This window comes from Mesorhizobium sp. CNPSo 4670 (assembly GCF_057784235.1).
Genome location: NZ_JBWJFQ010000005.1, coordinates 163,112 through 185,234, shown reverse-complemented (window position 1 = coordinate 185,234; position 22,123 = coordinate 163,112). Strand labels below are relative to the sequence as shown.

Here is a 22,123-nt window from a genome sequence, read left to right as displayed (position 1 = left end):
TTTGATGTAGAAACGCGCTTCGCCGATCACGGCAAATTGAACACGGCTTGGCGCGCACCCATATCGGCGACGCGTCCGCGTTATGAGGACGCTGGCCGAATCCGCAGTGGAAAAAACGACGATGAGAATCAGGTTTCACAAGCTTGCAGCCGTTGTTGTGCTCATTGGTTTCGCGGCCTGGATGACGACAGGTGAGTTTTCGTCGGTCGGCAGCGTCGCCGCCAACAAGGCCAAGGCGGCCGAAGCCGAGCAGGCCAAGGCGCCTGACGCGAACAAGACCAAGGCTGCCGAAGCCGAGCCGAAGGCACCGTTGCGCACCGTCGCGGTGGTGACGCCGCCGCGCAAGACCTATGCGCGCGCCATCCGCATTTCTGGATTGACCGAAGCCGACAAGCGGGCGGTGCTGGGGACGCGCGTTGCTGGTGTCATCGACAAGTTGCCGGTCAAGCAGGGCCAGCACGTCAAGACCGGCGATCTGGTGCTGATGCTTGCCGCCGAAGAAAAGATCTCAATGGTCAACAACGCCAAGCAGCTTGTTGTGCAGCGCCAGGCCGAGTTGGACGCAGCTCTGCAACTGATGAAGTCGGGCAATTTGCCGAAGCTGCAGCTCGATACGGCCCGCTCGAACCTGACCTCGGCGCAGTCGCTGCTGGAAACGGCACAGGCCTTGCTTGAGCGCAATGAGGTGAGGGCACCTTTCGACGGCGTCATTGACCGGGTGCCGGTGGAACTCGGCAGTTCCATCATGGAGGGCGGCGAGGTGGCAACCATCCTCAAGCTCGATCCGGTGATTGCCCGCGGCGAAATCAGCGAGCGCGACCTCGGCTACCTCAAGCTCGGCGACAAGGCCAATGTTCGGCTGGTCAGCGGCCAGACGGTCGAAGGCACCGTGCGCTACATCAGCCGCGACGCGTCGTCGGCGACCCGCACTTTCCGCGTCGAGGTGGCGATCCCCAATGGCGATGGCTCTGTGCCCGCCGGCATGACGGCGGAAATCGCGCTCAACGCGCAACCGACCGACGCGGTCGTGCTGCCGCGCTCGGTGGTGACGCTCGGCGACAAGGGCGACCTCGGCATCCGCGCCGTCGGCAAGGACAACAAGGTGGCGTTCTTCCCGATCGACCTCGTCGACGACACGCCGACCGGCCTCGTTCTCGGCGGCATCCCGGCTGACGCGCGCATCATCGTCGCCGGCCAGGAACTGGTGAAGGAAGGCGATCAGGTCAATCCGGTCGAGGCCGACCAGGCGACCCTCCGGAAGCTGCTGGGCGAGGCGACCGCCGGGACGCAGTAGCAGGGGTCGCGACGGACCACCCCTGGGCGGGGACAATCGGCTGCGACGCAGCTCCTGAAATTCGAAAACAGGCGTTAGCCATGGATATCGTCAGACTCGCAATCAACAATGCCCGCCTGACCATCTCGGTCCTGGTCTTCCTTCTGCTCGCAGGCTGGGTCGCTTATCAGTCAACGCCAAAGGAAGCGGAACCCGACGTTCCGATTCCGATGATGTATGTCAGCCTGATCTATCAAGGCATTTCGCCCGAGGATTCGGAGCGCCTTCTGCTGCGGCCGATGGAAAGCAAGCTGAAGAGCCTGAAGGGCCTCAAGGAAATGCGCTCGGCCGCCTTCCAGGGCGGCGGCTACGTGCTGGTCGAGTTCCAGCCGCAGACCAACCTGGCGACGGCACTGCAGGACACGCGCAGCAAGGTGCAGGATGGCAAGGCCGACCTGCCGCAGGCGGCTGAAGAACCTGTTGTTACCGAGGTCAATATCTCCGAATTCCCCGTCCTCGTCGTCACCCTGTCGGGCGAATTGCCAGAGCGTGTGCTGACCGCTGCCGCGCGCGAACTGCGCGACCGCATCGAAGAAGTGCCCGGCGTTCTCGAAGGCTCGCTGCAGGGCGCGCGTGACGACCTCGTCGAGGTTGTCATCGACCCGATGAAGCTGTCGTCCTACGGACTGCAGCTCGATCAGCTGATCGGTGCGGTCGGCAACTCCAACAGCCTGGTCGCCGCCGGCAATATCGAGGGCTCCGAGGGCAAATACGCCGTCAAGGTGCCGTCGCTGATCGAGACGCCCGAGGATGTGGCGGCGCTGCCGGTGGTCGCCGGCCCCAATGCCGTGGTTCAGGCCAAGGACATCGCGACGATCCGCTCCACCTTCAAGGATGCCGAGACGGTGACCCGGCTCAATGGCAAGCCGGCCATCGCCATCGAAGTGAAAAAGCGCATCGGCGCCAATTTGATCGACACGCTCACCAAGGTGAGGGAGGTATCCGACGCGTTCGTCAAGACCATGCCGCAAGGCATGAATGTCACCTATACGCAGGACAAGTCGGTCTTCGTCAACCAGCTGCTCGGCGATCTGCAGAACCATGTGATGATCGCCGTCATTCTGGTGTTCATCGTCATCCTCTACGCGCTGTCCGGCCGTGCCTCACTGTTGATCGGCCTGGCCATTCCATCATCGTTCCTGATCGGCATCCTGTTGCTTGCGATGATGGGCTACACGATCAACATGATCGTGCTCTTCAGCCTGATCCTGGCAGTCGGCATGCTTGTCGACGATGCCATCATCGTCACCGAATTCGCTGAGCGGCGGATGGGCGAGGGCATGCCGAAGGCGGAAGCTTTCGCGCTTGCCGCCAAGCGCATGGCCGGTCCGGTCATCGCCGCGACGATGACACGCATCGCCGCCTTCTCGCCGCTGCTGTTCTGGCCGGGCATCATCGGCGACTTCATGAAATACATGCCGATCACGCTGATCGTCACGCTGTCGGCCTCGATGCTCTACGCGCTGGTGTTCGCGCCGACGCTGGGGGCGATCTTCGCCAAGGCGCCCGAGCACCATGCGGACAACTATCGCGACGGCTGGTACATGGCCATCGTCAAGCAGGCGGTGCGCTTCCCCATCACCGTGCTGGTGCTGACGGTTGCGCTGCTGTTCGGCGTCGGCTTTGCCTATTCGAAATATGGCGCCGGCGTCGAGTTCTTCCCCAGTGTCGAGCCAGACTATGGCCTGCTCTACGTGCACGCCCGCGGAAACCTTTCGCTGGCCGAAATGGATACCGCGACCAAGACCGCCGAAAACAGGCTGCTGGGCTGGCCCGGCATCAAGTCGGTCTACACCCGCGTCGGCAAGACCCAGGGCGGCGGGCAGGACGTTCCGGAAGACGTGGTCGGCGTCATCCAGTATGAATTCATCGACTGGCGCGAGCGCAAGTCGGCGAACCAGATCCTGAACGACTTGCGTGGCGTCATGGCCGGTATTCCCGGCGTCGATGTCGAGGTTCGCGTGCCCGAGGCCGGCCCGCCAACCGGCAAGCCGATCCAGATCAGGCTTTCGGCGATCGATCCCAAGGGGCTCGACGACAAGGCGCGCGCCGTCGCGGCCCGCATTGCCAAGGTGCCCGGCGTCATCGACATTTCCGACGGCCTGCCGCCGCCCGGCGTCGACTGGGCGCTCGAGGTCGACCGCGCCAAGGCGGCGCAGTACGGCATCAGCCCGACTTCGGTCGGAACGGTGGTGCAACTGGTGACCAACGGGCTGAAGCTCTCCGAATACCGGCCGGCAGGTGCCGACGATGCCGTCGACATCAGGCTGCGCCTGCCCGAGGATCGCCGCACGCTGTCGACGCTCGACGAACTCAGGGTGCAGACCTCGCAAGGCTCGGTGCCGATCTCGAACTTCGTCGTGCGCAAGCCCGAGCCGACCGTCGGTATCCTCAACCGGATCGACGGCGCCCGTACGGTGGTCGTCCAGGCAAACGTCGCCGCCGGCACCCAGGTCGCGGCCGTGCAGCAGGAGGTCACCAAGGCTGTCGCCGATATGAATCTCGGCAGCGGCATACGCTGGAAGCTGGCCGGTTCCAACGAGGACAGCGCGGAGGCCAGCGCCTTCCTCGGCAAGGCCTTCGGCGCGGCGATCTTCCTGATCTTCCTCGTGCTTTTGATGCAGTTCAACAAATTCACCAGCGTGCTGATGGTGCTGTCCTGCGTGGTCATGGCGACGATCGGCGTGTTCCTGGGACTGCTGTTGACGGGAGAGGCCTTCGGCATCGTCATGTCGGGCATCGGTGTCATCGCGCTGGCAGGCGTGGTGGTGAACAACAACATCGTGCTGATCGATACCTATGACCGGCTGCGCGAAGAAGGCTGGGACAAGATGGAAGCGGTACTGCAGACCTGCCGCGAACGGGCTCGCCCGGTTGTGCTGACGGCGGTGTCGGCAATCCTCGGCGTGCTGCCGATCGCCTTTGGGCTCGGTCTCGAAATCTTCCATCACGAGACGACGATCAACGCGCCGTCGACGCAATGGTGGATCTCACTGTCATCGGCGATCGTCTTTGGCCTGTCCTTTGCGACCTTGCTGACGCTGGTGGTGACGCCGTCGATGCTGATGATCTTCACGCGCAGCAAGAACAGCCGCTTCTACGCGTTTTTCCGTCGGCTATCCCGGCGTGGCAAGGGAAAGGTCTCGTCGACCGACACGCCGGATACGGATGTGGGCGGCGAGCCGGCTATCGCCTTTCCAAAGGCAGCCGAATAGACCTGCCTGCGAACCTCTGACGCAAAGGCCGCCCGGAACAACCGGGCGGCCTTTTGCATTGTTTTCCCAGAGCAATGCGAAGCCTTGTGTCCAGGGCCACGCAAGCGCCCGCCGATGTGCATGTCAGGCCGCTTTCGCAACGCCATTCACCGTGGTGATGCCGATGTCCTCGAGAGCCTCGGCGACCGCCCGATCCAGGGGCGTGTGCGGGATCGCCCCGATGATGCCTTCCAGCCTTGCCGAGGCCAGCCGATGCGGTTCGAAGCGCAGGTAGGACATCGACACGATCTCGCGCCACATGGCCACGAACGGGCTGCCGGCGCGCAGCACCCACCACGGCATCGAGGTCATCTTGAGCGGGTGACCGAGCGCCTTTTCGGCTGCAGCCTTGATCTCAAGGTCGGTGACGGCATGGCCGGGAAAATTGAGCGCTTCATAAGGGCCGAGCTTGTCGAGTTTTCCCGCCAGGCCGACGAAGGCCTTGGCGAAGTCCGGCAGGTAGGCCCATTCATGCACCAGATCGACCGGGCCGGGCGCGGTATAGATGCCCTTGTTCATCTTGGCGGCGACGACCAGATCGAACCATGACCCACTGCCGGTGCCGCCGAAGAAGTCGCCGGCCCGCAAGAGAATGGTGCGGACGCGGCCCGCGTCCGCCTCGCGGCGGAAGAGGTCTTCCATGGCACAGCGGATGCGGCCCTTTTCCGTCGTCGGGTGGAAGGGCGTGCCCTCGGTGATCACCGCCGGCATCGGCGAGCCGTAATTGTAGACGGTGCCGGGGAAGAGGTGCAGCGTGCCGTTCGCATGGCAGGCGGCCATGACGTTTTCGGCCATCGGAAGGCACTTGCCCCAGTCGGTGTAGATCGGGTTGAGGCCGTTGAAGATGATGTCGACCCCTTGCGTGGCGCGGATGAGGGCTTCGCGGTCGAGTGCGTCGCCGGCAACGGCCGTGGCGCCCTTGAGTTCGGCCGGCACCTTGCCGCTGCGGGTGATTGCACGGACATCATAGCCGGCATCGATGAAGGCCCTGGCGACCACACGGCCGAGCCGGCCATTGGCACCGAGAATTGCGATCTTGGTCATTTTTCGTCTCCGTGTCGATGTTTGCAGCTCGAATATGGTCCCCTCGCACACGAATGGAAATTGACCACGCGTGGGGATTTGATATTCATAAATGAATGATAGAAATCAACTGGAACCTGATCAAGAGCTTTGTCACCGTGGCGGAGACCGGCAGCCTGTCGGCCGCCGCTAGGAAGCTCTCGGCCAGTCAGCCGACGCTTGGCCGCCATATTGCCGAGCTCGAGCAGACGCTTGATATCACGCTGTTTCGGCGTGGGCGGCGCGGCTATGAACTGACCGAAGCCGGCAGCACGCTGTTCGAGCGCGGCAAGGCGGTCAGCGAGCAGGCAAGCGCCTTTTCCCTGCTGGCGCTGGGGTCGGTCGAGGCGATCGAAGGCACGGTGCGTATTGCCGCCAGCGAGGTGGTGGCGGCTTATGTGCTGCCGGAGATAACGGCGCGGCTCGGCATCGAGGAGCCTGGCATCGAGGTCGAGATCGTTGCCTCGAACCAGGTCGAGAACCTGTTGCGCCGCGATGCCGACATCGCCATCCGCATGGTCAAGCCCGGGCAGAACGAGTTGCTGGCGCGCAAGGTCTGCGATATCAGGCTCTGCGCCTGCGCGGCCAGATCCTATCTCGACAGGCGCGGCCGCCCGCTGCAGCCTGCCGACCTTGTCGAGCACGCCCTTATCGGCTTCGACCGCAGCGACGAGATGATCAGAGGCTTCACCCAGTATGGCATCCCTGTCACCCGCAACAGCTTCCGCTTCAGGGCCGACAACCAGATCGTCTTGTGGGAAGCGGTGCGGGCGGGAAACGGCATTGGTCTCGCCCAGGAGCCGCTGGCCGACCGCGATCCATTGATGGAAAAGGTGCTGCCTGGCCTGCCGCTGCCGGTGCTACCGGTGTGGCTGGCGATGCATCGCGACGTGCGGACCAGCGTGCGCATCCGCCGCGTGGCGGATTTCCTCTACGAGGAACTCAAACGCTATTCGGCCGGCGTGGCGTTGGGAGCGAATTCGGCGCGGTGAGCAAGCCCGGCCATCAGCAGCACGACGACCAGCAGCACGGACATGGCGACGAAGATCGGGCCGAAGCTGAAATGCTCGGCAACGAATCCGATCGCCGACGGCGCCACCAGGATGCCGGAATAGCCCATGGTGGTGACCACGCTCATGCCGGTGCCCGACGACATGCCTTCCTGGTTGCCGCCGGCCGAAAAGATGATCGGCACCATGTTGGCGATGCCGAAGCCGCACAAGGCGAAGGCCGCGATGGCAAGCCAGGGCGAGGGCGACAGTCCGGCGATCAGCATGCCGGCTGCAGCGACGAGCGCCGACGCGCGCAACGTCATCACCGCGCCGAGGCGGTTGCGAACGCCGTCGCCGAAGAAGCGCATGATCGCCATGACACCGGAGAAGGCGGCATAGGCAAGACCGGCAACGGCAAGGTCTGCACCGAGTTCCTGCCTGAGATACAGTGCCGCCCAGTCGAGCACCGCGCCTTCGGAAATCATCGTCAGCAACGCCATCAGGCCGACGAGGTAGACCAGCGGATTTGCCGGCAGCGCGAATTTATGATGCTCGGTCGCCTGCGGCCTGTCCTCGGCGACCAGATGGCGAACCGCCACCGCGATCACCGCGAAGGCGAGCGCCGTCACCACCGCCGCGTGGGCGAGGTGGCCGTAGTGCTGGATGGCAAAGCCGCCGAGGCCGCCGCCGGCGAAACCGCCAAGGCTCCAGAAGCCGTGCGAGGACGACATGATGGCGCGCGCGAGCCGCCGTTCGACCACCACCGCATTGGCATTCATGGCGACGTCCATGCCGCCGATCGAGCCGCCGAAGATGAACATGGCGATGGCCGCCAGCGGCACGTTGGGGGCCAGCGCCACGACCAGCAGGCCGAGGCTGCCGCAAAGGCCGAACCAGCGCAGCACGGTGCGCGAACCATGTTTCGAGATCAGGTGGCCGCACCAGGTCATGGCGGTGACCGCGCCGGCGCCGAACAGGAGGATCAGCAGGCCAAGTGTGAACTTGGTGATCTCCAGCCGGGTCAGGAACACCGGAATCTGCGGCGCCCAACTGCCGGTGAGGAAGCCGTTGGCGAGGAAAATGGCTGCCACGGCCCATCGTCCGCGAATGGCAGTCAGCATGGCATTTGACGCGTTCATAAGGCGAATCCGGTCAGAAAATGGCTTCGCGCGGCAAATTAGATCGATTCAATTTCCAGTCAAGCAGTCTCTCGGGAGAAAGCGCTTGGGCCAAACTTGGCCCTGGAAGTGATCGAGGGTGTCGGCAGTAACCTAATGGTCCCGAGGGCGCCGCGCCTCGAATTCAGCCTTCTTGGCATCGGATGCCTCAGTCTGGTTGAGCGCCTGCCATTCGGCATAGGGCATGCCGTAGACGATCTCGCGCGACTGGTCCTTGGACAGGCCGACGCCTTCGGCCTCGGCTGCTTCGCGATACCAGTTCGACAGGCAGTTGCGGCAGAAGCCGGCGAGGTTCATAAGGTCGATGTTCTGCACGTCGTTGCGCTCGCGCAGGTGTTCGACCAGCCGCCGAAAGGCCGCAGCCTCGAAATCACGCTTCTGCTCGTCACTGAGTTCGGTCATCGAAACCTCCTTGCGGCTCTACAATGGCCCGGTTCGGGAGCCGAATTGCTTCACCACATGTATATCGGGACGGCGGTCGATCGCGTCAACGATCGGCGCCAGGCGCTGCGCCCAGGCGATCGCGCCCTCCTGGTCCGATATCAGGTCCTGGCGGATCTCGATCAGCGCATGAGCGAAGCCGTTGATGATGGCGTGCTTGTACATCGTGTCGCCGCGCAATGCGCCGTCATAGGGTTCGTTGTCGCCGACCACGAGGCTCTTGTCGGCGGCCAGCATGTCGATCAGCGGCCGCGCCACCCGGTCATCCCGGTCCCACAGGATACCGACATGCCAGGGACGTTGGATCCCTTGCATGGCCGGGGTGAAGGAATGCACCGAGAAGATGAAGGGCGTCTGGGCAGAGGCCTGCGCCACCGAGGCAATCATGGCGCCGACGGCGTCGTGATAGGGCCGGTAGAAGCGGTCGAGCCGCCTTTCACGCTCCTCGGCGGCAATCGGGTAGTTTCCGGGCACGACGGTGCCGTCATAGAGCTGGCGAATGAGCGTCGGATCATCCTCGCCGCGATTGGGGTCAATCAGCAGCCGCGAGAAATTGGCGAGCACCGCAGGCACGCCGAGCAAGGCAGCCAGTTCGCGCGTCACCGCCTCGACGCCGATATCATAGGCGATGTGACGCTCGAACTCCGCCGCCGGCAGGCCGAGGCTGCCATAGTCCTCCGGCAGATCGCGGCGGGCATGGTCGCCCAGGAGCACAATGCCTCGCTTGCGGTCGCCTTCGACGATGTCGAAAGGCGCGAAAACTGTGGATCGGGTCATTGGCGGGAAATGGTCTGTTCGCTGGCTTCCGGGGAGGGTGCTATCGTCATTCCACGAAGACGACGCTTGCGCAATGCCGTTGTTTGGCCAAGGTTTCCCGGGAAATCTGGCAGAAGTCGGCGAATTGTGCGCCGGAGCCTTTCTAAATCGATTGGAATTGGACAAAACGGCGCGTTGACATGCGCCCGGACTTTTCCGAAAAGGGGCGCAGAGAGATGCAGATGTGGTTCTTGAGGGGTTTTCGGATGGGTTCCGCCGGCAGGCAGCGCAGGCGCTCTGCCTTTGCCATGCCGCTGCTGATCCTTGCCGTGGGCCTATCGGCGACGGTCATGGCCTCGCCGGCCCGTGCCGATTTCCGTGTCTGCAACGCCACGCAGAACCTGGTCGGCGTCGGCATCGGCTATCGCGCCAAGGCCGGCTGGATCACCGAGGGCTGGTGGCACATCGAAGGATCGAGCTGCAAGACGCTGATCGAAGGGCCGCTGTCATCAAGGTTTTACTATCTTTATGCAGAAGACGCCGAACGCGGCGGGCGCTGGGACGGCCCGATCAACATGTGCGTGGCTGAAAAAGAGTTCAAGATCGCCGGCGTAACCGATTGCGTCGCCCGGGGCTTCCAGCGCGCCGGATTCCAGGAATATGACACGGGCGAACAGGCAAGCTGGATGGTCCAGCTGACCGATGAGCCCGCAACGGGAGGCGCTCCAGCCACCCCGGGAACAAACAGTCAATGAGACGTAGCCGCAAGGTCAAGATCCTAGCCACCATCGGTCCGGCCTCCTCGTCGGAGGAGATGCTGAAGAAATTGTTCGAAGCGGGCGCCGATGTGTTCCGCATCAATATGAGCCATACCGATCACGAGTTGATGCGCACGTTGGTCGGTCGCATCCGTACCGTCGAGGAAGCGGTCGGCCGGCCGATCGGTATTCTGGCCGACCTGCAAGGCCCGAAGCTGCGCGTCGGCAAGTTCGCCAATGGCAAGGAAGTGCTGACTGTCGGACAGACCTTCACGCTCGACAACAATCCCGAGCCGGGCACATCAACCAGGGTCTACCTGCCGCATCCGGAAATCCTGAGCTCGGTCGAAGCCGGTCATCGCTTGCTGATCGACGACGGCAAGCTCGAATTGAAGGCTGTGAGAAGTGACGGCAAGTCGATCGTCTGCACGGTCATTGCCGGCACCACGATTTCCGACAAGAAGGGCGTCAGCCTGCCTGATACCGACCTGCCGGTCGGTGCGCTGACCGAGAAGGACCGCAAGGACCTCGATGCCGTGCTGTCGACAGGCGTCGACTGGGTCGCGCTGTCGTTCGTGCAGCGGCCGGAGGATCTGGCCGAAGCGCGCAAGATCGCGCGCGGCCGGGCACTGATCATGGCCAAGATCGAAAAGCCGCAGGCCGTTGCGCGGCTGGCCGAGATCATCGAACTGTCCGACGCGCTGATGGTCGCTCGTGGCGATCTCGGTGTCGAAATGCCGCTCGAGGCGGTGCCCGGCATCCAGAAGCAGATCACGCGCGCGGCACGCCGCGCCGGCAAGCCGGTGGTGGTTGCAACGCAGATGCTGGAATCGATGATCACTGCGCCCGTGCCGACCCGCGCCGAGGTGTCGGATGTTTCGATCGCCGTCTTCGAAGGCGCCGACGCCATCATGCTGTCGGCGGAGTCGGCCGCCGGCGCCTATCCGGTCGAAGCGGTGGCGATGATGGACCGCATCGCCACCAAGGTCGAAACCGATCCGACCTATGCCGGCATCATCAACGCGCAGCGCTCCGAGCCGGAAGCGACCGGCGCCGACGCCATTTCGCTGGCCGCCCGCGAAATCGCCGAGACGCTGAAACTATCGGCGATCATCACCTATACGGCGTCCGGCACAACCGGCCTGCGCGCCGCCCGCGAGCGTCCGCAAGTGCCGATCATCGCGCTGTCGCCGATCGTCAACACGGCGCGGCGGCTGTCGCTGCTGTGGGGCACGCATTGCGTCGTCTCGCCCGATGCCAGCGATCTCGACGACATGGTCAACCGCGCCTGCCGCATCGCCTTCGACGAAGGTTTCGGCAAGCCGGGCGATCGCGTCATCATCACCGCCGGCGTGCCGCTGAGGACCCCGGGTTCGACCAACATGCTGCGCATCGCCTATGTCGGGTCCGACGTGCAGAGCAGCCGGTAGATAGGTTCGCTTCGCCTGAACGAGCAAGCGTGATCAGGTCGGCGCGAGTTCGGCCTGAGGCACCTTGATGTCGGCGCATTTGCCGGCGCCGTAAGCGTCGCCGGCAATGCGCGCCTCCACGGCCCTGGCCATCGCCTGCAGGTCGATATCCTTGCCGGCCGCCTTCTCGATCGCGCCGACGACCAGGTCGGGGGCAATCCAGTCCGGCTTATGGCCGAGATTGTGCACCCAGACCAGCTCGGCGCCGGCAATGTCGCGGACGAGGCCGACCGAGTGAATCTCCGCATAGACGACCTTGTCGCGGTCGCCCGAAATGACCACGGTCGGCGCCTTGATCTCGGCGTAGTGGGGGGCGGCACCGAGGGCATAGCGATAGAGCCCGGCGACGTCGGTGGCGTTGGCGCGAAAGGCCGGTGGCCGCAACACCAGCGGGATCGAGGCCGTGGCGAGATAATTGTCCGGCACCTTGTTGGGCGAGAAGACGCAGGTCGTGGCATCAGCCATCTGCAGCGTTCCCGCGGGATAGCTCAGCGTCTCGGAGAACAGCCAGCCGATCACCGGAATGGTCGTCAGATCATAGTACCAGGAGGTTGCGCCGCCGGGCCAGGGATGGGTCGCCGGCGCAAGAAAGACCAGCCCAAGCGTCTTGTCGGCATGCTCGCGGCCAAACGCGGTGGTCGCGGCGGCGCCGAAGGAATGGCCGACAACGACAGCTTTCTTCATGCCGAGACGGTCCATCAGCGCGGCGATGGTGTTGGCCTGGGCCGACGGGCTTTCGTTGTTGCCCGGGCCACGCCCCGACCAGCCGAACCCCGGCCGGTCGAAGAACAGCATTTCGGCGCGGCCTTCGAGCAACGGCCGCAGCGGCAGCATCTGATCCCTGAGATTGGCGCTGGCGCCATGGATGAAGACGATAGGCGGCAGCGAGGCATTCGCAGGCGCCGGAACATGCACAAAGTGGATGCGGGCGCCATTGATGTCGGTGAAGTCACCAATCGGCGGATTGCGCCGCTCGATAAGCCACGAGCCGACGCGGGTGGCGCCGACCAGGCCGAAGACAAGCGCCATCAGGAAGGCGAGGGCAGCGTAGATCAGGTTCATGCGGGGAAAATACGGGCTGGAGCGGAATTAGTTCTGGGGCATGCTGATGTTCAGGTGGGGCTGGCCTGCAAACGGCCGGGCCTGACCTGAATCTCAGCATACCCCGGCTGGGAGATCAGAGGCATCAAATGCCTTCGCCGGCAAGCTCTTCCGACAGTGAGGCGACCTGGTCCTGGGCGCTGCGCATCATCGGATAGATGGCCAGCACCTTTTGCCAGGCCTCGAGCGCCGATTGCTTGTGGCCGGTCAGGGCCATGATCTGCGCCAGGCCGGACAGCGCTCCGAAATGGCGCGGCTCGAGCTGCAGCGTATGGTCGATGTCGGACATCGACTTACCATAGTTCTTCATCATGAAATGCACGGTGGCGCGCCGGTTCCAGCCTTCGGCATAGGTCGGCTGCAGGGTCACCACCTGATCGAGGAAATCGAGAGCGACATCGAATTTCTGGCCTTCGATGGCCTTTTGCGACCACATCATCATCAGGTCGATCGAGGCGCTGCCGGATTGGAACCACTCGCTCCAGATGTTGCCGGCAATGCGCTCGGCGGCCTTTTCGTTGCGCTCGCGCTTCAGGTCGCTGAACAGCTGGTCGAGATGGGCCTGTTTCGTCATCACCGGCGGCGGGGCATCAGGGGCCGCCGGCGCAGCCGCCTGGTCGTCCGCCCGGGCCGGTAAGGCGACGGCACCGGAAACAAGGAAGATCGCCAGAAATGCAAAAAGAATCCGCATCGCCCGACTCTAATCCCGGGCGGCGGAACATCAAAGTGATTTTAGCGTGAGAAGCTGCGGACCGACGACAAGCATCAACTGGCGGAGGCACGAAGCCTCCGGCCGAAAGCTCAGCCCTGGCGTGCCTTGTAGCGCGGGGCGGTCTTGTTGATGATGTAGACGCGGCCCTTGCGGCGAACCAGCTGGTTGTCGCGATGACGCGCCTTCAGCGCCTTGAGCGAATTCTTGATCTTCATGGTCTTGCCTGTCGGTGTGGACCCGGTCCGGGTCGAAATTTTAAGGCGCGCCAGAAGACGCGCCTTTGAACTGTGGGTGGCTCATAAACGAGGAGCCTTGTCCATGTCAACCGCAAGCGTGCTCTATAACAGGGCGAACCCGCCATATCATCAAATATCCGCCATGTCGGCCTGGCGGCATTGCGCGGCCTCCAGCCGGCTGGGATGATGCGGCCGCCATGAAGTGATTTGGGGATGAATATGCGCCGAATTTTCCTGTCCGCCTGCCTTGTCTTGCTGGCGGGAGCTTCGGCTGCGCGGGCGCAGGAATGCGATCGCAGCGACGACAGCCAGCAGATGATGAACATCTGTGCCGGGGTGGACTACCAGGCAGCCGACGCCAGGCTGAACAAGGCCTACCAGGACCTCATCAGCTCGGATGATGCCGACAGCAAGAAGTTGCTGCAGGCGGCGCAACGCGCCTGGATCGCCTTCCGCGACGCCGAATGCGCTCACTCGACCGCGGCCAGCGCGGACGGCTCGATCCATTCGATGGAAGTTTCGCAATGCCTGACCAGAATGACCAATGACCGCACCAAGCAGCTCGCTGCCGCGGTCAATTGCCAGGAGGGTGACGCGAGTTGCGCCAGTCCTGACGAGGACGAGAGCGGTGACGTACAATAACGCGGGTTTGTGAAGTCAGGCGCGAAGGCTGACCCGGGTGAAATGGCCCATCTTGCGGCCGGGCCGGGCCTCGGCCTTGCCATAGAGATGCAGCATAAGATCGGGCTCGGCGAGCAATTCGGCGACACGCAGCACATCGTCACCAATCAGGTTTTCCATCACGCAGTCAAAATGGCGCTTCGGGTCTCCCAGCGGCAAGCCGGCGACGGCGCGGATGTGCTGCTCAAACTGCGAGACGATGCAGGCGGCTTCCGTCCAATGGCCGGAATTGTGCACGCGCGGCGCGATCTCGTTGGCCAGCAGCGAGCCGTCGGCCAGCACGAAGAACTCGACGCCGATGACGCCGACATAGTCGAGCGCCGACAATATCTTCGATGCTGCCGCCTGTGCCGCAGCGGCTGTCTCGGGCCTAATGGCGGCCGGCAAGGCCGATGTGTGGAGTATGCCTTTGCGGTGGACATTTTCGGCCGGATCGTAGGCGGCGACGGCGCCGTCCAGCCCTCGCGCCGCGATCACCGAAATCTCGCGCGCGAACGGCACGAAGCTCTCCAGGATCAGCGGTACATTGCCCATCGCCTCGCAAGTACCGGCAAAACCGCCAGCCTCCATGTTGCGGAAGACGCGCTGGCCCTTGCCGTCGTAGCCCATGCGCCGCGTCTTCAGGATGCCGCTGCCGCCAAATGCTTTCAGCGCCGCCGTCAGCTCGCCGTCATTGTCGACGGGGCGGAAATCCGCCGTGGCAATGCCGATGCCATTGAGGAATGTCTTCTCGCTCACCCGGTCCTGCGCGACTTCAAGCGCGCGAGCCGGCGGATAGATCGGAACCTTGGTGGCCAGTGCGCTGGCAGCCGCAACCGGCACGTTCTCGAACTCGTAGGTGATGACGGAGCTTGCCGCAGCCAGCTCGGCAAGTGCGGTCGAGTCGTCATAGGCAGCCGTTATCTGCCGGTTGGCGACCTGTGCTGCCGGGCAATCCGCTTGCGGCTCCAGCACCACCGTGCGGTAGCCAAGGCGAGCGGCCGCCATCGCCAGCATGCGGCCGAGTTGGCCGCCGCCAATGATGCCGATGGTCGATCCGGCGGGCAGGCTCACGGTGCATCCGTCGGTTCGACCGCGACCTTGGCGGTCTGCGAGGCGCGCCAGGCATCCAGCCGCGTCGCAAGCTTGTCGTCGTAAAGCGCGAGCACGGCGGCAGCCAGAAGTGCAGCGTTGGTCGCACCGGCCTTGCCGATGGCCAGCGTTCCGACGGGAATGCCGGCCGGCATCTGGACGATGGAGAGCAGCGAATCCTGCCCCGAGAGCGCCTTCGATTCCACCGGCACGCCGAACACCGGCAGCGGCGTCATCGCAGCGGTCATGCCGGGCAGGTGCGCCGCGCCGCCGGCACCGGCGATGATCACTTTGTAGCCGGCAGCCTTGGCGCCCTTGGCGAATTCATAGAGCCGGTCCGGTGTGCGATGCGCGGAGACGATCAGCCGCTTGTGCGGGATGCCGAGCTGCTCCAGCGTTTCGGCCGCATGGCGCATGGTCGCCCAGTCGGACTGGCTGCCCATGATGATGGCGACATCGGCGCGTTGATCGTCCAAGTCCTTGCTCCCCGGCGACAAAGGCGCGCCTTAGCGGAATTCGGGCGGTGCCGCAAGGATACGTGGCGGACGCTGTCGTTCGGCAAGACGAAAAGTGCTCCTCTGGAGCCGAGATATCAGATGCCGCCGCGCTCGGCCTCTGGTGTCGAGACCAGCAAGGCCGAAGCGGCGTTGGCGGCGGTGACGGCGGCCCGCACGGCCTCGCCACGGGCAAGTGCCGCGCCCAGCGCACCAACGAATTCATCGCCCGCGCCATGCGTGCTGACGACCTTAACCGGGATGGCTGGCAACGCGAAGGCCGCACCGCTCCGGTCGCAACAAGCGACGCCCTCGCCGCCCACCGTGACGATTGCGGTTGGGCAGAGATCGACCAGAAGTCGCGCCGCTTGCGCGGCACCTTCCAGTGTTTCGACCACCGCCAGGCTGGTCAGGAATTCCGCCTCGATGGCGTTGACCACCAGGATGTCGACGAGCGCGCTCAGTTCGCTGGAGAGTTTGCGCGCGGGGGCGGCATTGAGCAGGACGCGGCCGCCATGTCTCTTCACCTCGCGTGCGGCGGCAATGTTGGCGGCTTCCGGTACCTCGTTCTGCAAAAGCAACACGGACGTTTGGGCTACGACCTCGAAGGCGGCCGCGATGTCCCTGTCGCCCAGCGTGAGATTGCTGCCCGAAACGATCACCGCGCCGTAGTCACCGCTTTCGTCGAAGATGGCCACGCTCATGCCGGAGCCGGCGCCCGGCGTCACCCGAACGAAGCGACGGTCGACGCCTGCACGATCGAGATTGGCCAGTAGCGCCGTGCCGAAATCGTCATCGCCGACGGCGCCGATCATCGCCACGCGCATACCTGCCCTTGCCACTGAGACCGCCTGGTTGCTGCCCTTGCCGCCGCATTTCGGGTGCCAGGCATGGCCGGTCACCGTTTCGCCCTTGCGCGGGCGGTCGGGGGCGTCGACCATGATGTCGTAGTGCAGACTGCCGAACACGGTGACCAGCGGCGTTGTCGACAGCGTCATGAGCCCCGGTCTTTTCGTTTCGATGCCACCGCCGACATGGTGCGACCGAGATTGCGCTCGGCGGCCTGGTAGTCGCGCTGCGCCACCGCGACGAACAACGCGTCGAGAATGTTGAGCTGGGCGATGCGCGCCGCCGCGTTCTCCCCCATCAGTGGCGAACCCTGCGCGGTTGAGCACAGCACGACGTCGGCGACCGCGGCCAGCGGCGAGGTGTCGTAGTTGGTGATGGCCAGGGTGCGGGCACCGTTCTTGCGGGCAAGCTGAATGGCGTCGATGACGGCCGACGTATTGCCGGAATGCGAGAAGCCGACGGCGATGTCGTCTGGGCCGAGCAGCGAGGCTGACATCAGCACCATGTGCGAGTCGTCAAAGACGTTCGTACGGATGCCGATGCGCAGGAATTTGTGCGAGACGTCGCGCGCGATCTGTGCCGAGCCGCCGACGCCGTAGAAGTCACGATTCCCGGCGCGGTATAGAAGATCGGCGGCGCGGTCGAAATCCTCGATATCGAGGATGGCCAGCGTCTCCTCCAACGCCTGGATGGAGGTGCGGAACACCTTCTGCACGATCTCGGCCGAACTGTCGTCCGACGACAGTTCCTGGTGCATCTCGGCGGTAGGCAGCCGGCTGTATTCATAGACGGCGGTACGGAAGTCGCGATAGCCGGAGAAGCCGAGCTTCTTGGCGATCTTGACGACCATCGCTTCCGACACGCCGGATTCCTCGGCGATCTGCTTCAGCGGAACGCTCTCGTCGAAGCCGCGCCGGCCAAAGACCGTTTCCACCACCTTCGCCTCCAGCGGTGTGAGATGCGGCATCATCATGCGGATGCGCGGTCCCACCGCCTTCAGGTCCAGCCCGCTCAAGGTCATCCAAGCCCCCTCGTCATAAGTCAGGCCCGAGCATGATCTCCTGGATGATGGCCTGCGACGTCACGGCGTCCTGGCGCCCGATGGCGGCCGACAGCAGGTTGTGCTGGTCGATCCGGTCGACGACCCGCAGCATGCGCTTGACGGTGGCAATATTGACCTCGCACTCATGCACCGGATCGAGACCGGTCATATCGGGGAAGGTGTCGAAATAGATCGCGCCGGCGTAGCCGTCCCTGCGGATCTGCTGGAGCAGTTCGATGGTCTGCAGCGTATGCACGGCGCCGACCATCAGGCCGTCGTCGCGTTTTGCGTAGCCGTCATTGAGATGTACGCCGAGCAGCTTGCTGTGGCGCGCCACCAGGGCGGCGGCGAAGGCCGGCTGCTCGTCTGCATAGAGCACATGGGCGAAATCGAGCGTGACGCCGAGATTGGGCAAGCCGACATCGCGGATTGCCAGTAAGGTCGTCGCCGCGTCCGGCATAAGGCTGTATGAGCGCGGCTCGTTGGGCTTGTACTCAAGGCTGATCTGGCAGCCGGGGTCATGCGCCGCAACTTCACGGATGCCTTCGATTTCGTGCTGCCAGAGCGTCGAATAGTCGGCCTGGAAGGCGTAATCGAATCCGTCCTGTCCGAGCCACAGCGTCATTAGATTGGCGCCGGCCTCGCGTGCGGCGTCGATGCCGGCCTTGGTCAGGTCGATGGCTTCACGGCGTACCGCCGGATCCGGATTGGTGAACGCGCCGAGCTTGAAGGCCGGGTTGGAGTAATAGCGCATGGCGAAACCATTGATGGAAAGGCCAAGGTTGCCAAGGTTCCGCGCGATTTCAACCGGCCTTTCGCTGACATGGTCGGGGAAATTCAAATCGAGGTCGGTCAACCCGGCAACTTTCGCGGCGCGCGCGGCCATCTGCATCAGCGACGGTTTGCCGGTGAGGTGAGGCCATTCGGCCTGTGGCCGTGAGGCAAAGGAATTCAGGCGCGTGGCGAAACGATTGGTTGTCATGATCGACCCTTCAACGTTCATAACTTCACACAAGAACAAATATTTGTAAAGTTATTGTTTGGAGGGGCTCGTCAGAATTGGCAATCCGGTTCGCCGCGCAATGCGCAGGCACCATAGGGTGGAGAGCGTGTCAGGCGTGGTTTCAGTGGGCGGGGGCTGTCCTCACACCGCCGCCTTGCGGAAGCGGGCGACGAAGTCGTCGAGTTCGGGGCGCTCCATGTCGGAGATCGCCCAGTAGGAGAACGCGCCGTCGCTCCAGTGCACCAGCGAGAAGCCGCCTGACGAAAGGTCGTCAGGTGCTGTGATGCCGCCGCCCTGCTGCGGTTCGGCGACCAGCGTGATCAGATGCTCACGGTGGCGGTAGACCAGCGCCGGCACCGGCCGGTCGGCGATCACCTCGACCCGGCCGCCGATCAATGCGTAGCCATCCTGGGCGAGGTCCGGCGCCGGCGGCGACACGCCGATCCGGGCATCGAGCCACGGCTTCACCGTGTGGCGGTCGGACGAGACGATGTCGATCGGGCTCGCCGCAAGCAGGCTGCGGCGATGGCCGCTGGCGACCGCCGCGGCAAAGCTGTCGGACGCGCTGTTGACCATCACCCATTGCGTGGCGCCGCTAGCCAGCACCGCGCTGACTACGATCGACGCGGCAAGAGCGCGCCAGTCGAACGAGCCGAAGCGACTCGCCCTTGGCAGGGCCCGCGCCTGCGACGGACGTGTTTCGGCGTTTCGCCTCTGGCCTCCACCGATCGGGGCAATCAAACCCGGTTGCGCCGACGGCGTGCCCTCCCGCGGCTCCGTCGGCTCGTCTTGCGCCTGTTGTGCCGTGGCCGCCATACCGATTGCCGCGATGCGGGCCTGAAAGGCATCGCTGACATCGGGGCGCGCCAAGCGGCTGACTGCCGCCTGCAAGGCGACGATTCGGGCGTGTTCGGCGGCAAGCCGCGGGTCGGCGGCGATGCGCCGCTCCACCGCCAGCACTGCAGCAGCGTCAAGCTCACCATCAACGAGGGCATGGATCATCAGCCTGATACCTTCGGGATCGTTGGGCAGTCCGTCGTCATGGTTGGTCATGGCGCTCTCCCCAGTTCAGACACAAGCAGGCCGCGGGCACGGGCCAGCCGCGACATCACGGTGCCCATCGGCACGCCGAGCATCGCCGCTATCTCGCGATAGCTGAGGCCGTTGATATCGCGCAGCACCAGCGTCTCGCGAAACGGCTGCGGCAGTGCCGCGATCGCCGCCTCCAGTGCCGCCGTGTCGGCCCTGGCGATCAGGCTCGCCTCCGGACCATCTTCGTCCGGCAGCCTGGTACCGTGCGCCGCTGCCATCTCGTCGAGATCGCCGAGGTCGCCGACGGCAAGCATGGCGCGCGGCCGGTTGCGCGACATCCAGGTGTAGGCGGTGTTGCGCACGATGGTCAGCAGCCAGGCGCGGGCATTGCCGCCGGCGTAACCGGCAATGCCGGCATGTGCCTTCACACAGGCCTCCTGCACAACATCCTCGGCATCGGCGGCATTGCCGGTCAACCAGCGGGCGAGCGCAAGCGCATCGCCGAGATGGGGCAGCACCACCTCACCGAAGCGCTCGGCCAGGGCCTTCTCGCTCAACACCGCAGCATGATCCGGCACTCCGGGAAGGTTCTGCCATGCGCCCTCAAGGCGCGACGGTGATCTTGCCCTGCATGTGCGGGTGGAGCCCGCAGAAATAGGCAAAGTCGCCTGCTTTGGTGAAGGTGAATTCATATGTGTCACCGGTGTCAAGCGCCTTGGGGGAGGGACTAACGACGATCATGCACTCCGGCGCGAGACGACAGCTGGTGCCATGGTCGCTGTCATCCTCGCAATGATGGGGCATGTCAGGCTCCTCAACGCCTGCAATGGCGTATGTCGAGGAGACTTGTTCCAGTGACGGTTTATTCCCGCCGGGTGCAAATGCGGTCGTTCACAGTCGCGTGATCGGCCGGTCGTAGCCGCTGCATTTTTGGATGTATGTCGGTTTGGCGCTCAATCCGGCCAGCGCAATGAGCCGGACGAATCCTTGCGGGCAGGCTTCATGGCGTCGACGGGCCGGTCGGCCGCGGTCAATACGGCTCGCAGCCGTTCGGCGACGATCTCCGCTTCGCCTGGGTGCAGATTGCACGGGTCGAGGAAGAAATGGCCGCGCTCCACCTCGTGGTTGCGCACAATGATGGGCGGCGGGCCTGCCGCCAGGGCCGAGGCGAGGCCGGGGGCGGTGAACCGGCTCTCGGGCGACACGAAGATCTGCAGCCGGTTGAGCGGATTGGCGGTCGGATCAGGGATGATCTGCGCGACGATGCCCGGCAGGCCCTGCAACGTGTCCTTCCAAAGGTTGAGGGCTGCTTCCTCGCGCCGGCGGATGCCGGCATGGTCACGCTTTTCCCAGGCTTCCAGTGCCGCCATGGTGCCGGCGATGCTCTCCTTGCCGACCTTCATGGCGCGTGCAACGCCGCGGTTCTGCAAATAGGCGGCGCGCACCAGATCCTTGCGCCCGGTGACGATGCCGCTGGTTGGTCCGCTGAGGAATTTGTGTCCGCTGTAGATGACGATGTCGGCGCCGCGCTCCAGGAAGCCGCGCAGGTCATACTCGGAAGCGGCGTCGACAATCACCGGGACGCCCTTGGCGTGGCAGATTTCGCAGAATTCTTCCAGTGACAGCATGCCGTACTGCACGGTGTGATGCGCGACGACATAGAGGCCCGCCGCCGTGCGGTCGCGGATCGCGTCGCGCACATGATAGTCCTGGGTCACGCTGACCGTGCCGGCGGGAATGGTCTTTGCTCCGGCCAGCCGGATCGACTGGTCGATCGGCGCGCCGTAATTGACGATGTGGCCGAGCTGGACGATGACTTCCGACTTGAGACCTTCGGTGTCGTCCGGCAGGCGCTCGATGGCGAGCAGGTTGGTTCCGGTCATCGCGCCGGCGATCGCCATGGTGATGCCGCTGGCACAGCAAGCGGTGATGAAACCGGCCTCGCCGCCGGTGAGGCGAGCAACGACCGTGCTTGCGGCGCGCTGCAGATCGTCCATCTCCACCCATTGCGAAGCCATTTCAGCCATGGCGCTAATCGCTTCCGGCACGATGATCGATGCGCCAAGCGCGGTCATCGTGCCGGAGACATTGATGATCGGGCGAAGGCCGAGCCGTTCGCGGATGGTGGTGTTGGAGCCGTCGGCGGAATAGGTGTTCATCTCTGGATTCCATTTCTAAGGGTCAGGCGGCGATCTCGACGACCGCCTCGATTTCGACGGTGATATTTCCGGGCAAGGAGCCGACCCCGATCGCCGAGCGGGCATGACCGCCGATATTGTCGAAGACATCGGCGAACAGGTCGGAACAACCGTTGACCACCTTTGGGTGATCGCTGAAGGTCGGTATCGCGTTGACGAAGCCGAGCAGCTTGACGATGCGCACGATACGGCCGAGGTCGCCGGCGGCCGCGTGCATGACGGCGAGGAGATTGAGGCCGGTGAGGCGGGCATGCTGATAGGCCTCCTCGACGGTGACATCGTCTCCCACCTTGCCGGTGAACAGCGTGCCGTCGGCCCGCAGTGGTCCCTGACCGGACAGGAAAATCAACCGCCCGCTTTCGGCATGGGTGACGAAGTTGGCGATCGGGGTCGGCGGCTCGGGCAGCGTCAAGCCGAGTTCGGCGAGCCGGATGTAGGGCGTCATCAAATGCTCCTTGCGA

At 64.3% G+C, this 22,123-nt stretch carries 23 protein-coding genes; 6 read left to right on the top strand and 17 right to left on the bottom strand.

From position 1 onward, the window contains the following. The first annotated feature begins 121 nt into the window (after window positions 1-121). Both AC0ZT5_RS11760 and AC0ZT5_RS11755 read left to right on the top strand, forming a co-directional pair. Window positions 122-1,294: an efflux RND transporter periplasmic adaptor subunit gene (locus AC0ZT5_RS11760; protein ID WP_488496569.1), complete on the top strand. Its 1,173-nt coding sequence runs from the start codon at window positions 122-124 to the stop codon at window positions 1,292-1,294. Between the two features lie 80 nt (window positions 1,295-1,374). Next, window positions 1,375-4,548, top strand: coding sequence for an efflux RND transporter permease subunit (locus tag AC0ZT5_RS11755; RefSeq protein WP_488496568.1), 3,174 nt, complete (start codon window positions 1,375-1,377; stop codon window positions 4,546-4,548). Window positions 4,549-4,671: 123 nt separating this feature from the next. Here the strand turns inward: AC0ZT5_RS11755 and AC0ZT5_RS11750 are convergent, their stop codons facing one another. Next, window positions 4,672-5,631 (bottom strand): SDR family oxidoreductase, encoded by a 960-nt coding sequence (locus tag AC0ZT5_RS11750; protein WP_488496567.1) that lies wholly within the window; start codon window positions 5,629-5,631, stop codon window positions 4,672-4,674. A gap of 95 nt (window positions 5,632-5,726) precedes the next feature. Here AC0ZT5_RS11750 and AC0ZT5_RS11745 point away from each other — a divergent pair, with 95 nt between their 5' ends. Beyond that, window positions 5,727-6,641, top strand: a complete 915-nt coding sequence (locus AC0ZT5_RS11745) for a LysR family transcriptional regulator (protein ID WP_488496566.1) — start codon at window positions 5,727-5,729, stop codon at window positions 6,639-6,641. On the opposite strand, the gene AC0ZT5_RS11740 is transcribed toward AC0ZT5_RS11745, so the two are convergent. The 3 genes from AC0ZT5_RS11740 to AC0ZT5_RS11730 all read right to left on the bottom strand — a co-directional run bounded on the left by AC0ZT5_RS11740 (window position 6,599) and on the right by AC0ZT5_RS11730 (window position 9,037). Then, window positions 6,599-7,780: an MFS transporter gene (locus tag AC0ZT5_RS11740; protein WP_488496565.1), complete on the bottom strand. Its 1,182-nt coding sequence runs from the start codon at window positions 7,778-7,780 to the stop codon at window positions 6,599-6,601. The genes AC0ZT5_RS11745 and AC0ZT5_RS11740 overlap by 43 nt on opposite strands. 132 nt (window positions 7,781-7,912) lie before the next feature. Next, complete coding sequence (locus AC0ZT5_RS11735) at window positions 7,913-8,221, bottom strand: DUF1244 domain-containing protein (RefSeq protein ID WP_477284965.1); 309 nt, start codon at window positions 8,219-8,221, stop codon at window positions 7,913-7,915. An 18-nt stretch (window positions 8,222-8,239) separates the two neighbouring features. Next, a complete protein-coding gene (locus AC0ZT5_RS11730) occupies window positions 8,240-9,037 on the bottom strand; it encodes an N-formylglutamate amidohydrolase (RefSeq protein ID WP_488496564.1) in 798 nt (265 codons plus the stop codon). A gap of 287 nt (window positions 9,038-9,324) precedes the next feature. Here AC0ZT5_RS11730 and AC0ZT5_RS11725 point away from each other — a divergent pair, with 287 nt between their 5' ends. Both AC0ZT5_RS11725 and pyk read left to right on the top strand, forming a co-directional pair. After that, the gene (locus AC0ZT5_RS11725; RefSeq protein ID WP_488496563.1) at window positions 9,325-9,771 is read left to right on the top strand and encodes a DUF1036 domain-containing protein; all 447 of its coding nucleotides are present in this window, start codon (window positions 9,325-9,327) and stop codon (window positions 9,769-9,771) included. After that, window positions 9,768-11,204 (top strand): pyruvate kinase, encoded by a 1,437-nt coding sequence (gene pyk, locus AC0ZT5_RS11720; protein ID WP_477284971.1) that lies wholly within the window; start codon window positions 9,768-9,770, stop codon window positions 11,202-11,204. Before AC0ZT5_RS11725 ends, pyk begins: the two co-directional genes overlap by 4 nt. 33 nt (window positions 11,205-11,237) lie before the next feature. Here pyk and AC0ZT5_RS11715 read toward each other — a convergent pair whose 3' ends face one another. The 3 genes from AC0ZT5_RS11715 to ykgO form a co-directional block, all read right to left on the bottom strand. Beyond that, window positions 11,238-12,305 carry an alpha/beta fold hydrolase gene (locus tag AC0ZT5_RS11715; RefSeq protein ID WP_488496562.1) on the bottom strand — a complete coding sequence of 356 codons (1,068 nt, stop codon included), beginning with the start codon at window positions 12,303-12,305 and terminating at the stop codon, window positions 11,238-11,240. A gap of 124 nt (window positions 12,306-12,429) precedes the next feature. After that, a complete protein-coding gene (locus tag AC0ZT5_RS11710) occupies window positions 12,430-13,035 on the bottom strand; it encodes a tetratricopeptide repeat protein (protein WP_095089419.1) in 606 nt (201 codons plus the stop codon). A gap of 110 nt (window positions 13,036-13,145) precedes the next feature. Further along, window positions 13,146-13,271 carry a type B 50S ribosomal protein L36 gene (ykgO, locus tag AC0ZT5_RS11705; protein WP_006327841.1) on the bottom strand — a complete coding sequence of 42 codons (126 nt, stop codon included), beginning with the start codon at window positions 13,269-13,271 and terminating at the stop codon, window positions 13,146-13,148. A 240-nt stretch (window positions 13,272-13,511) separates the two neighbouring features. Here ykgO and AC0ZT5_RS11700 point away from each other — a divergent pair, with 240 nt between their 5' ends. Next, on the top strand, window positions 13,512-13,934 hold the full coding sequence (locus tag AC0ZT5_RS11700) for a lysozyme inhibitor LprI family protein (RefSeq protein WP_488496561.1): 423 nt from the start codon (window positions 13,512-13,514) through the stop codon (window positions 13,932-13,934). A gap of 15 nt (window positions 13,935-13,949) precedes the next feature. On the opposite strand, the gene AC0ZT5_RS11695 is transcribed toward AC0ZT5_RS11700, so the two are convergent. The 10 genes from AC0ZT5_RS11695 to AC0ZT5_RS11650 form a co-directional block, all read right to left on the bottom strand. After that, complete coding sequence (locus AC0ZT5_RS11695) at window positions 13,950-15,026, bottom strand: 5-(carboxyamino)imidazole ribonucleotide synthase (protein WP_488496560.1); 1,077 nt, start codon at window positions 15,024-15,026, stop codon at window positions 13,950-13,952. Then, a complete protein-coding gene (purE, locus tag AC0ZT5_RS11690; protein ID WP_488496559.1) occupies window positions 15,023-15,520 on the bottom strand; it encodes a 5-(carboxyamino)imidazole ribonucleotide mutase in 498 nt (165 codons plus the stop codon). Before purE ends, AC0ZT5_RS11695 begins: the two co-directional genes overlap by 4 nt. 116 nt (window positions 15,521-15,636) lie before the next feature. Then, on the bottom strand, window positions 15,637-16,536 hold the full coding sequence (locus AC0ZT5_RS11685) for a ribokinase (protein WP_488496558.1): 900 nt from the start codon (window positions 16,534-16,536) through the stop codon (window positions 15,637-15,639). Further along, window positions 16,533-17,408, bottom strand: coding sequence for a MurR/RpiR family transcriptional regulator (locus tag AC0ZT5_RS11680; protein WP_488496557.1), 876 nt, complete (start codon window positions 17,406-17,408; stop codon window positions 16,533-16,535). The genes AC0ZT5_RS11685 and AC0ZT5_RS11680 overlap by 4 nt, the downstream gene beginning before the upstream one ends. A 13-nt stretch (window positions 17,409-17,421) precedes the next feature. Then, window positions 17,422-18,411: a sugar phosphate isomerase/epimerase family protein gene (locus AC0ZT5_RS11675; RefSeq protein WP_488496556.1), complete on the bottom strand. Its 990-nt coding sequence runs from the start codon at window positions 18,409-18,411 to the stop codon at window positions 17,422-17,424. Window positions 18,412-18,573: 162 nt separating this feature from the next. Beyond that, window positions 18,574-19,485 carry an anti-sigma factor family protein gene (locus tag AC0ZT5_RS11670; protein ID WP_488496555.1) on the bottom strand — a complete coding sequence of 304 codons (912 nt, stop codon included), beginning with the start codon at window positions 19,483-19,485 and terminating at the stop codon, window positions 18,574-18,576. Continuing rightward, window positions 19,482-20,021: a sigma-70 family RNA polymerase sigma factor gene (locus AC0ZT5_RS11665; RefSeq protein WP_095089628.1), complete on the bottom strand. Its 540-nt coding sequence runs from the start codon at window positions 20,019-20,021 to the stop codon at window positions 19,482-19,484. The genes AC0ZT5_RS11670 and AC0ZT5_RS11665 overlap by 4 nt, the downstream gene beginning before the upstream one ends. Before the next feature lie 46 nt (window positions 20,022-20,067). Beyond that, a complete protein-coding gene (locus AC0ZT5_RS11660) occupies window positions 20,068-20,268 on the bottom strand; it encodes a plastocyanin/azurin family copper-binding protein (protein ID WP_095089408.1) in 201 nt (66 codons plus the stop codon). A 149-nt stretch (window positions 20,269-20,417) separates the two neighbouring features. After that, window positions 20,418-21,623: an aminotransferase class V-fold PLP-dependent enzyme gene (locus AC0ZT5_RS11655; protein ID WP_488496554.1), complete on the bottom strand. Its 1,206-nt coding sequence runs from the start codon at window positions 21,621-21,623 to the stop codon at window positions 20,418-20,420. Window positions 21,624-21,645: 22 nt separating this feature from the next. Continuing rightward, complete coding sequence (locus AC0ZT5_RS11650; RefSeq protein WP_095089405.1) at window positions 21,646-22,107, bottom strand: RidA family protein; 462 nt, start codon at window positions 22,105-22,107, stop codon at window positions 21,646-21,648. Window positions 22,108-22,123 lie beyond the last annotated feature (16 nt).

What these genes read in the sequence shown, in the direction of transcription:
- pyk (WP_477284971.1), top strand. Translation starts at nt 9,768, where the DNA reads ATGAGACGTAGCCGCAAGGTCAAGATCCTAGCCACCATCGGTCCGGCC.
- AC0ZT5_RS11710 (WP_095089419.1), bottom strand. Translation starts at nt 13,035, where the DNA reads ATGCGGATTCTTTTTGCATTTCTGGCGATCTTCCTTGTTTCCGGTGCC.
- AC0ZT5_RS11725 (WP_488496563.1), top strand. Translation starts at nt 9,325, where the DNA reads ATGCCGCTGCTGATCCTTGCCGTGGGCCTATCGGCGACGGTCATGGCC.
- AC0ZT5_RS11750 (WP_488496567.1), bottom strand. Translation starts at nt 5,631, where the DNA reads ATGACCAAGATCGCAATTCTCGGTGCCAATGGCCGGCTCGGCCGTGTG.
- AC0ZT5_RS11740 (WP_488496565.1), bottom strand. Translation starts at nt 7,780, where the DNA reads ATGAACGCGTCAAATGCCATGCTGACTGCCATTCGCGGACGATGGGCC.
- ykgO (WP_006327841.1), bottom strand. Translation starts at nt 13,271, where the DNA reads ATGAAGATCAAGAATTCGCTCAAGGCGCTGAAGGCGCGTCATCGCGAC.
- AC0ZT5_RS11715 (WP_488496562.1), bottom strand. Translation starts at nt 12,305, where the DNA reads ATGAACCTGATCTACGCTGCCCTCGCCTTCCTGATGGCGCTTGTCTTC.
- AC0ZT5_RS11670 (WP_488496555.1), bottom strand. Translation starts at nt 19,485, where the DNA reads ATGACCAACCATGACGACGGACTGCCCAACGATCCCGAAGGTATCAGG.
- AC0ZT5_RS11745 (WP_488496566.1), top strand. Translation starts at nt 5,727, where the DNA reads ATGATAGAAATCAACTGGAACCTGATCAAGAGCTTTGTCACCGTGGCG.
- AC0ZT5_RS11680 (WP_488496557.1), bottom strand. Translation starts at nt 17,408, where the DNA reads ATGACCTTGAGCGGGCTGGACCTGAAGGCGGTGGGACCGCGCATCCGC.
- AC0ZT5_RS11755 (WP_488496568.1), top strand. Translation starts at nt 1,375, where the DNA reads ATGGATATCGTCAGACTCGCAATCAACAATGCCCGCCTGACCATCTCG.
- AC0ZT5_RS11675 (WP_488496556.1), bottom strand. Translation starts at nt 18,411, where the DNA reads ATGACAACCAATCGTTTCGCCACGCGCCTGAATTCCTTTGCCTCACGG.
- AC0ZT5_RS11735 (WP_477284965.1), bottom strand. Translation starts at nt 8,221, where the DNA reads ATGACCGAACTCAGTGACGAGCAGAAGCGTGATTTCGAGGCTGCGGCC.
- AC0ZT5_RS11685 (WP_488496558.1), bottom strand. Translation starts at nt 16,536, where the DNA reads ATGACGCTGTCGACAACGCCGCTGGTCACCGTGTTCGGCAGTCTGCAC.
- AC0ZT5_RS11650 (WP_095089405.1), bottom strand. Translation starts at nt 22,107, where the DNA reads ATGACGCCCTACATCCGGCTCGCCGAACTCGGCTTGACGCTGCCCGAG.
- AC0ZT5_RS11700 (WP_488496561.1), top strand. Translation starts at nt 13,512, where the DNA reads ATGCGCCGAATTTTCCTGTCCGCCTGCCTTGTCTTGCTGGCGGGAGCT.
- AC0ZT5_RS11760 (WP_488496569.1), top strand. Translation starts at nt 122, where the DNA reads ATGAGAATCAGGTTTCACAAGCTTGCAGCCGTTGTTGTGCTCATTGGT.
- AC0ZT5_RS11660 (WP_095089408.1), bottom strand. Translation starts at nt 20,268, where the DNA reads ATGCCCCATCATTGCGAGGATGACAGCGACCATGGCACCAGCTGTCGT.
- AC0ZT5_RS11655 (WP_488496554.1), bottom strand. Translation starts at nt 21,623, where the DNA reads ATGAACACCTATTCCGCCGACGGCTCCAACACCACCATCCGCGAACGG.
- AC0ZT5_RS11730 (WP_488496564.1), bottom strand. Translation starts at nt 9,037, where the DNA reads ATGACCCGATCCACAGTTTTCGCGCCTTTCGACATCGTCGAAGGCGAC.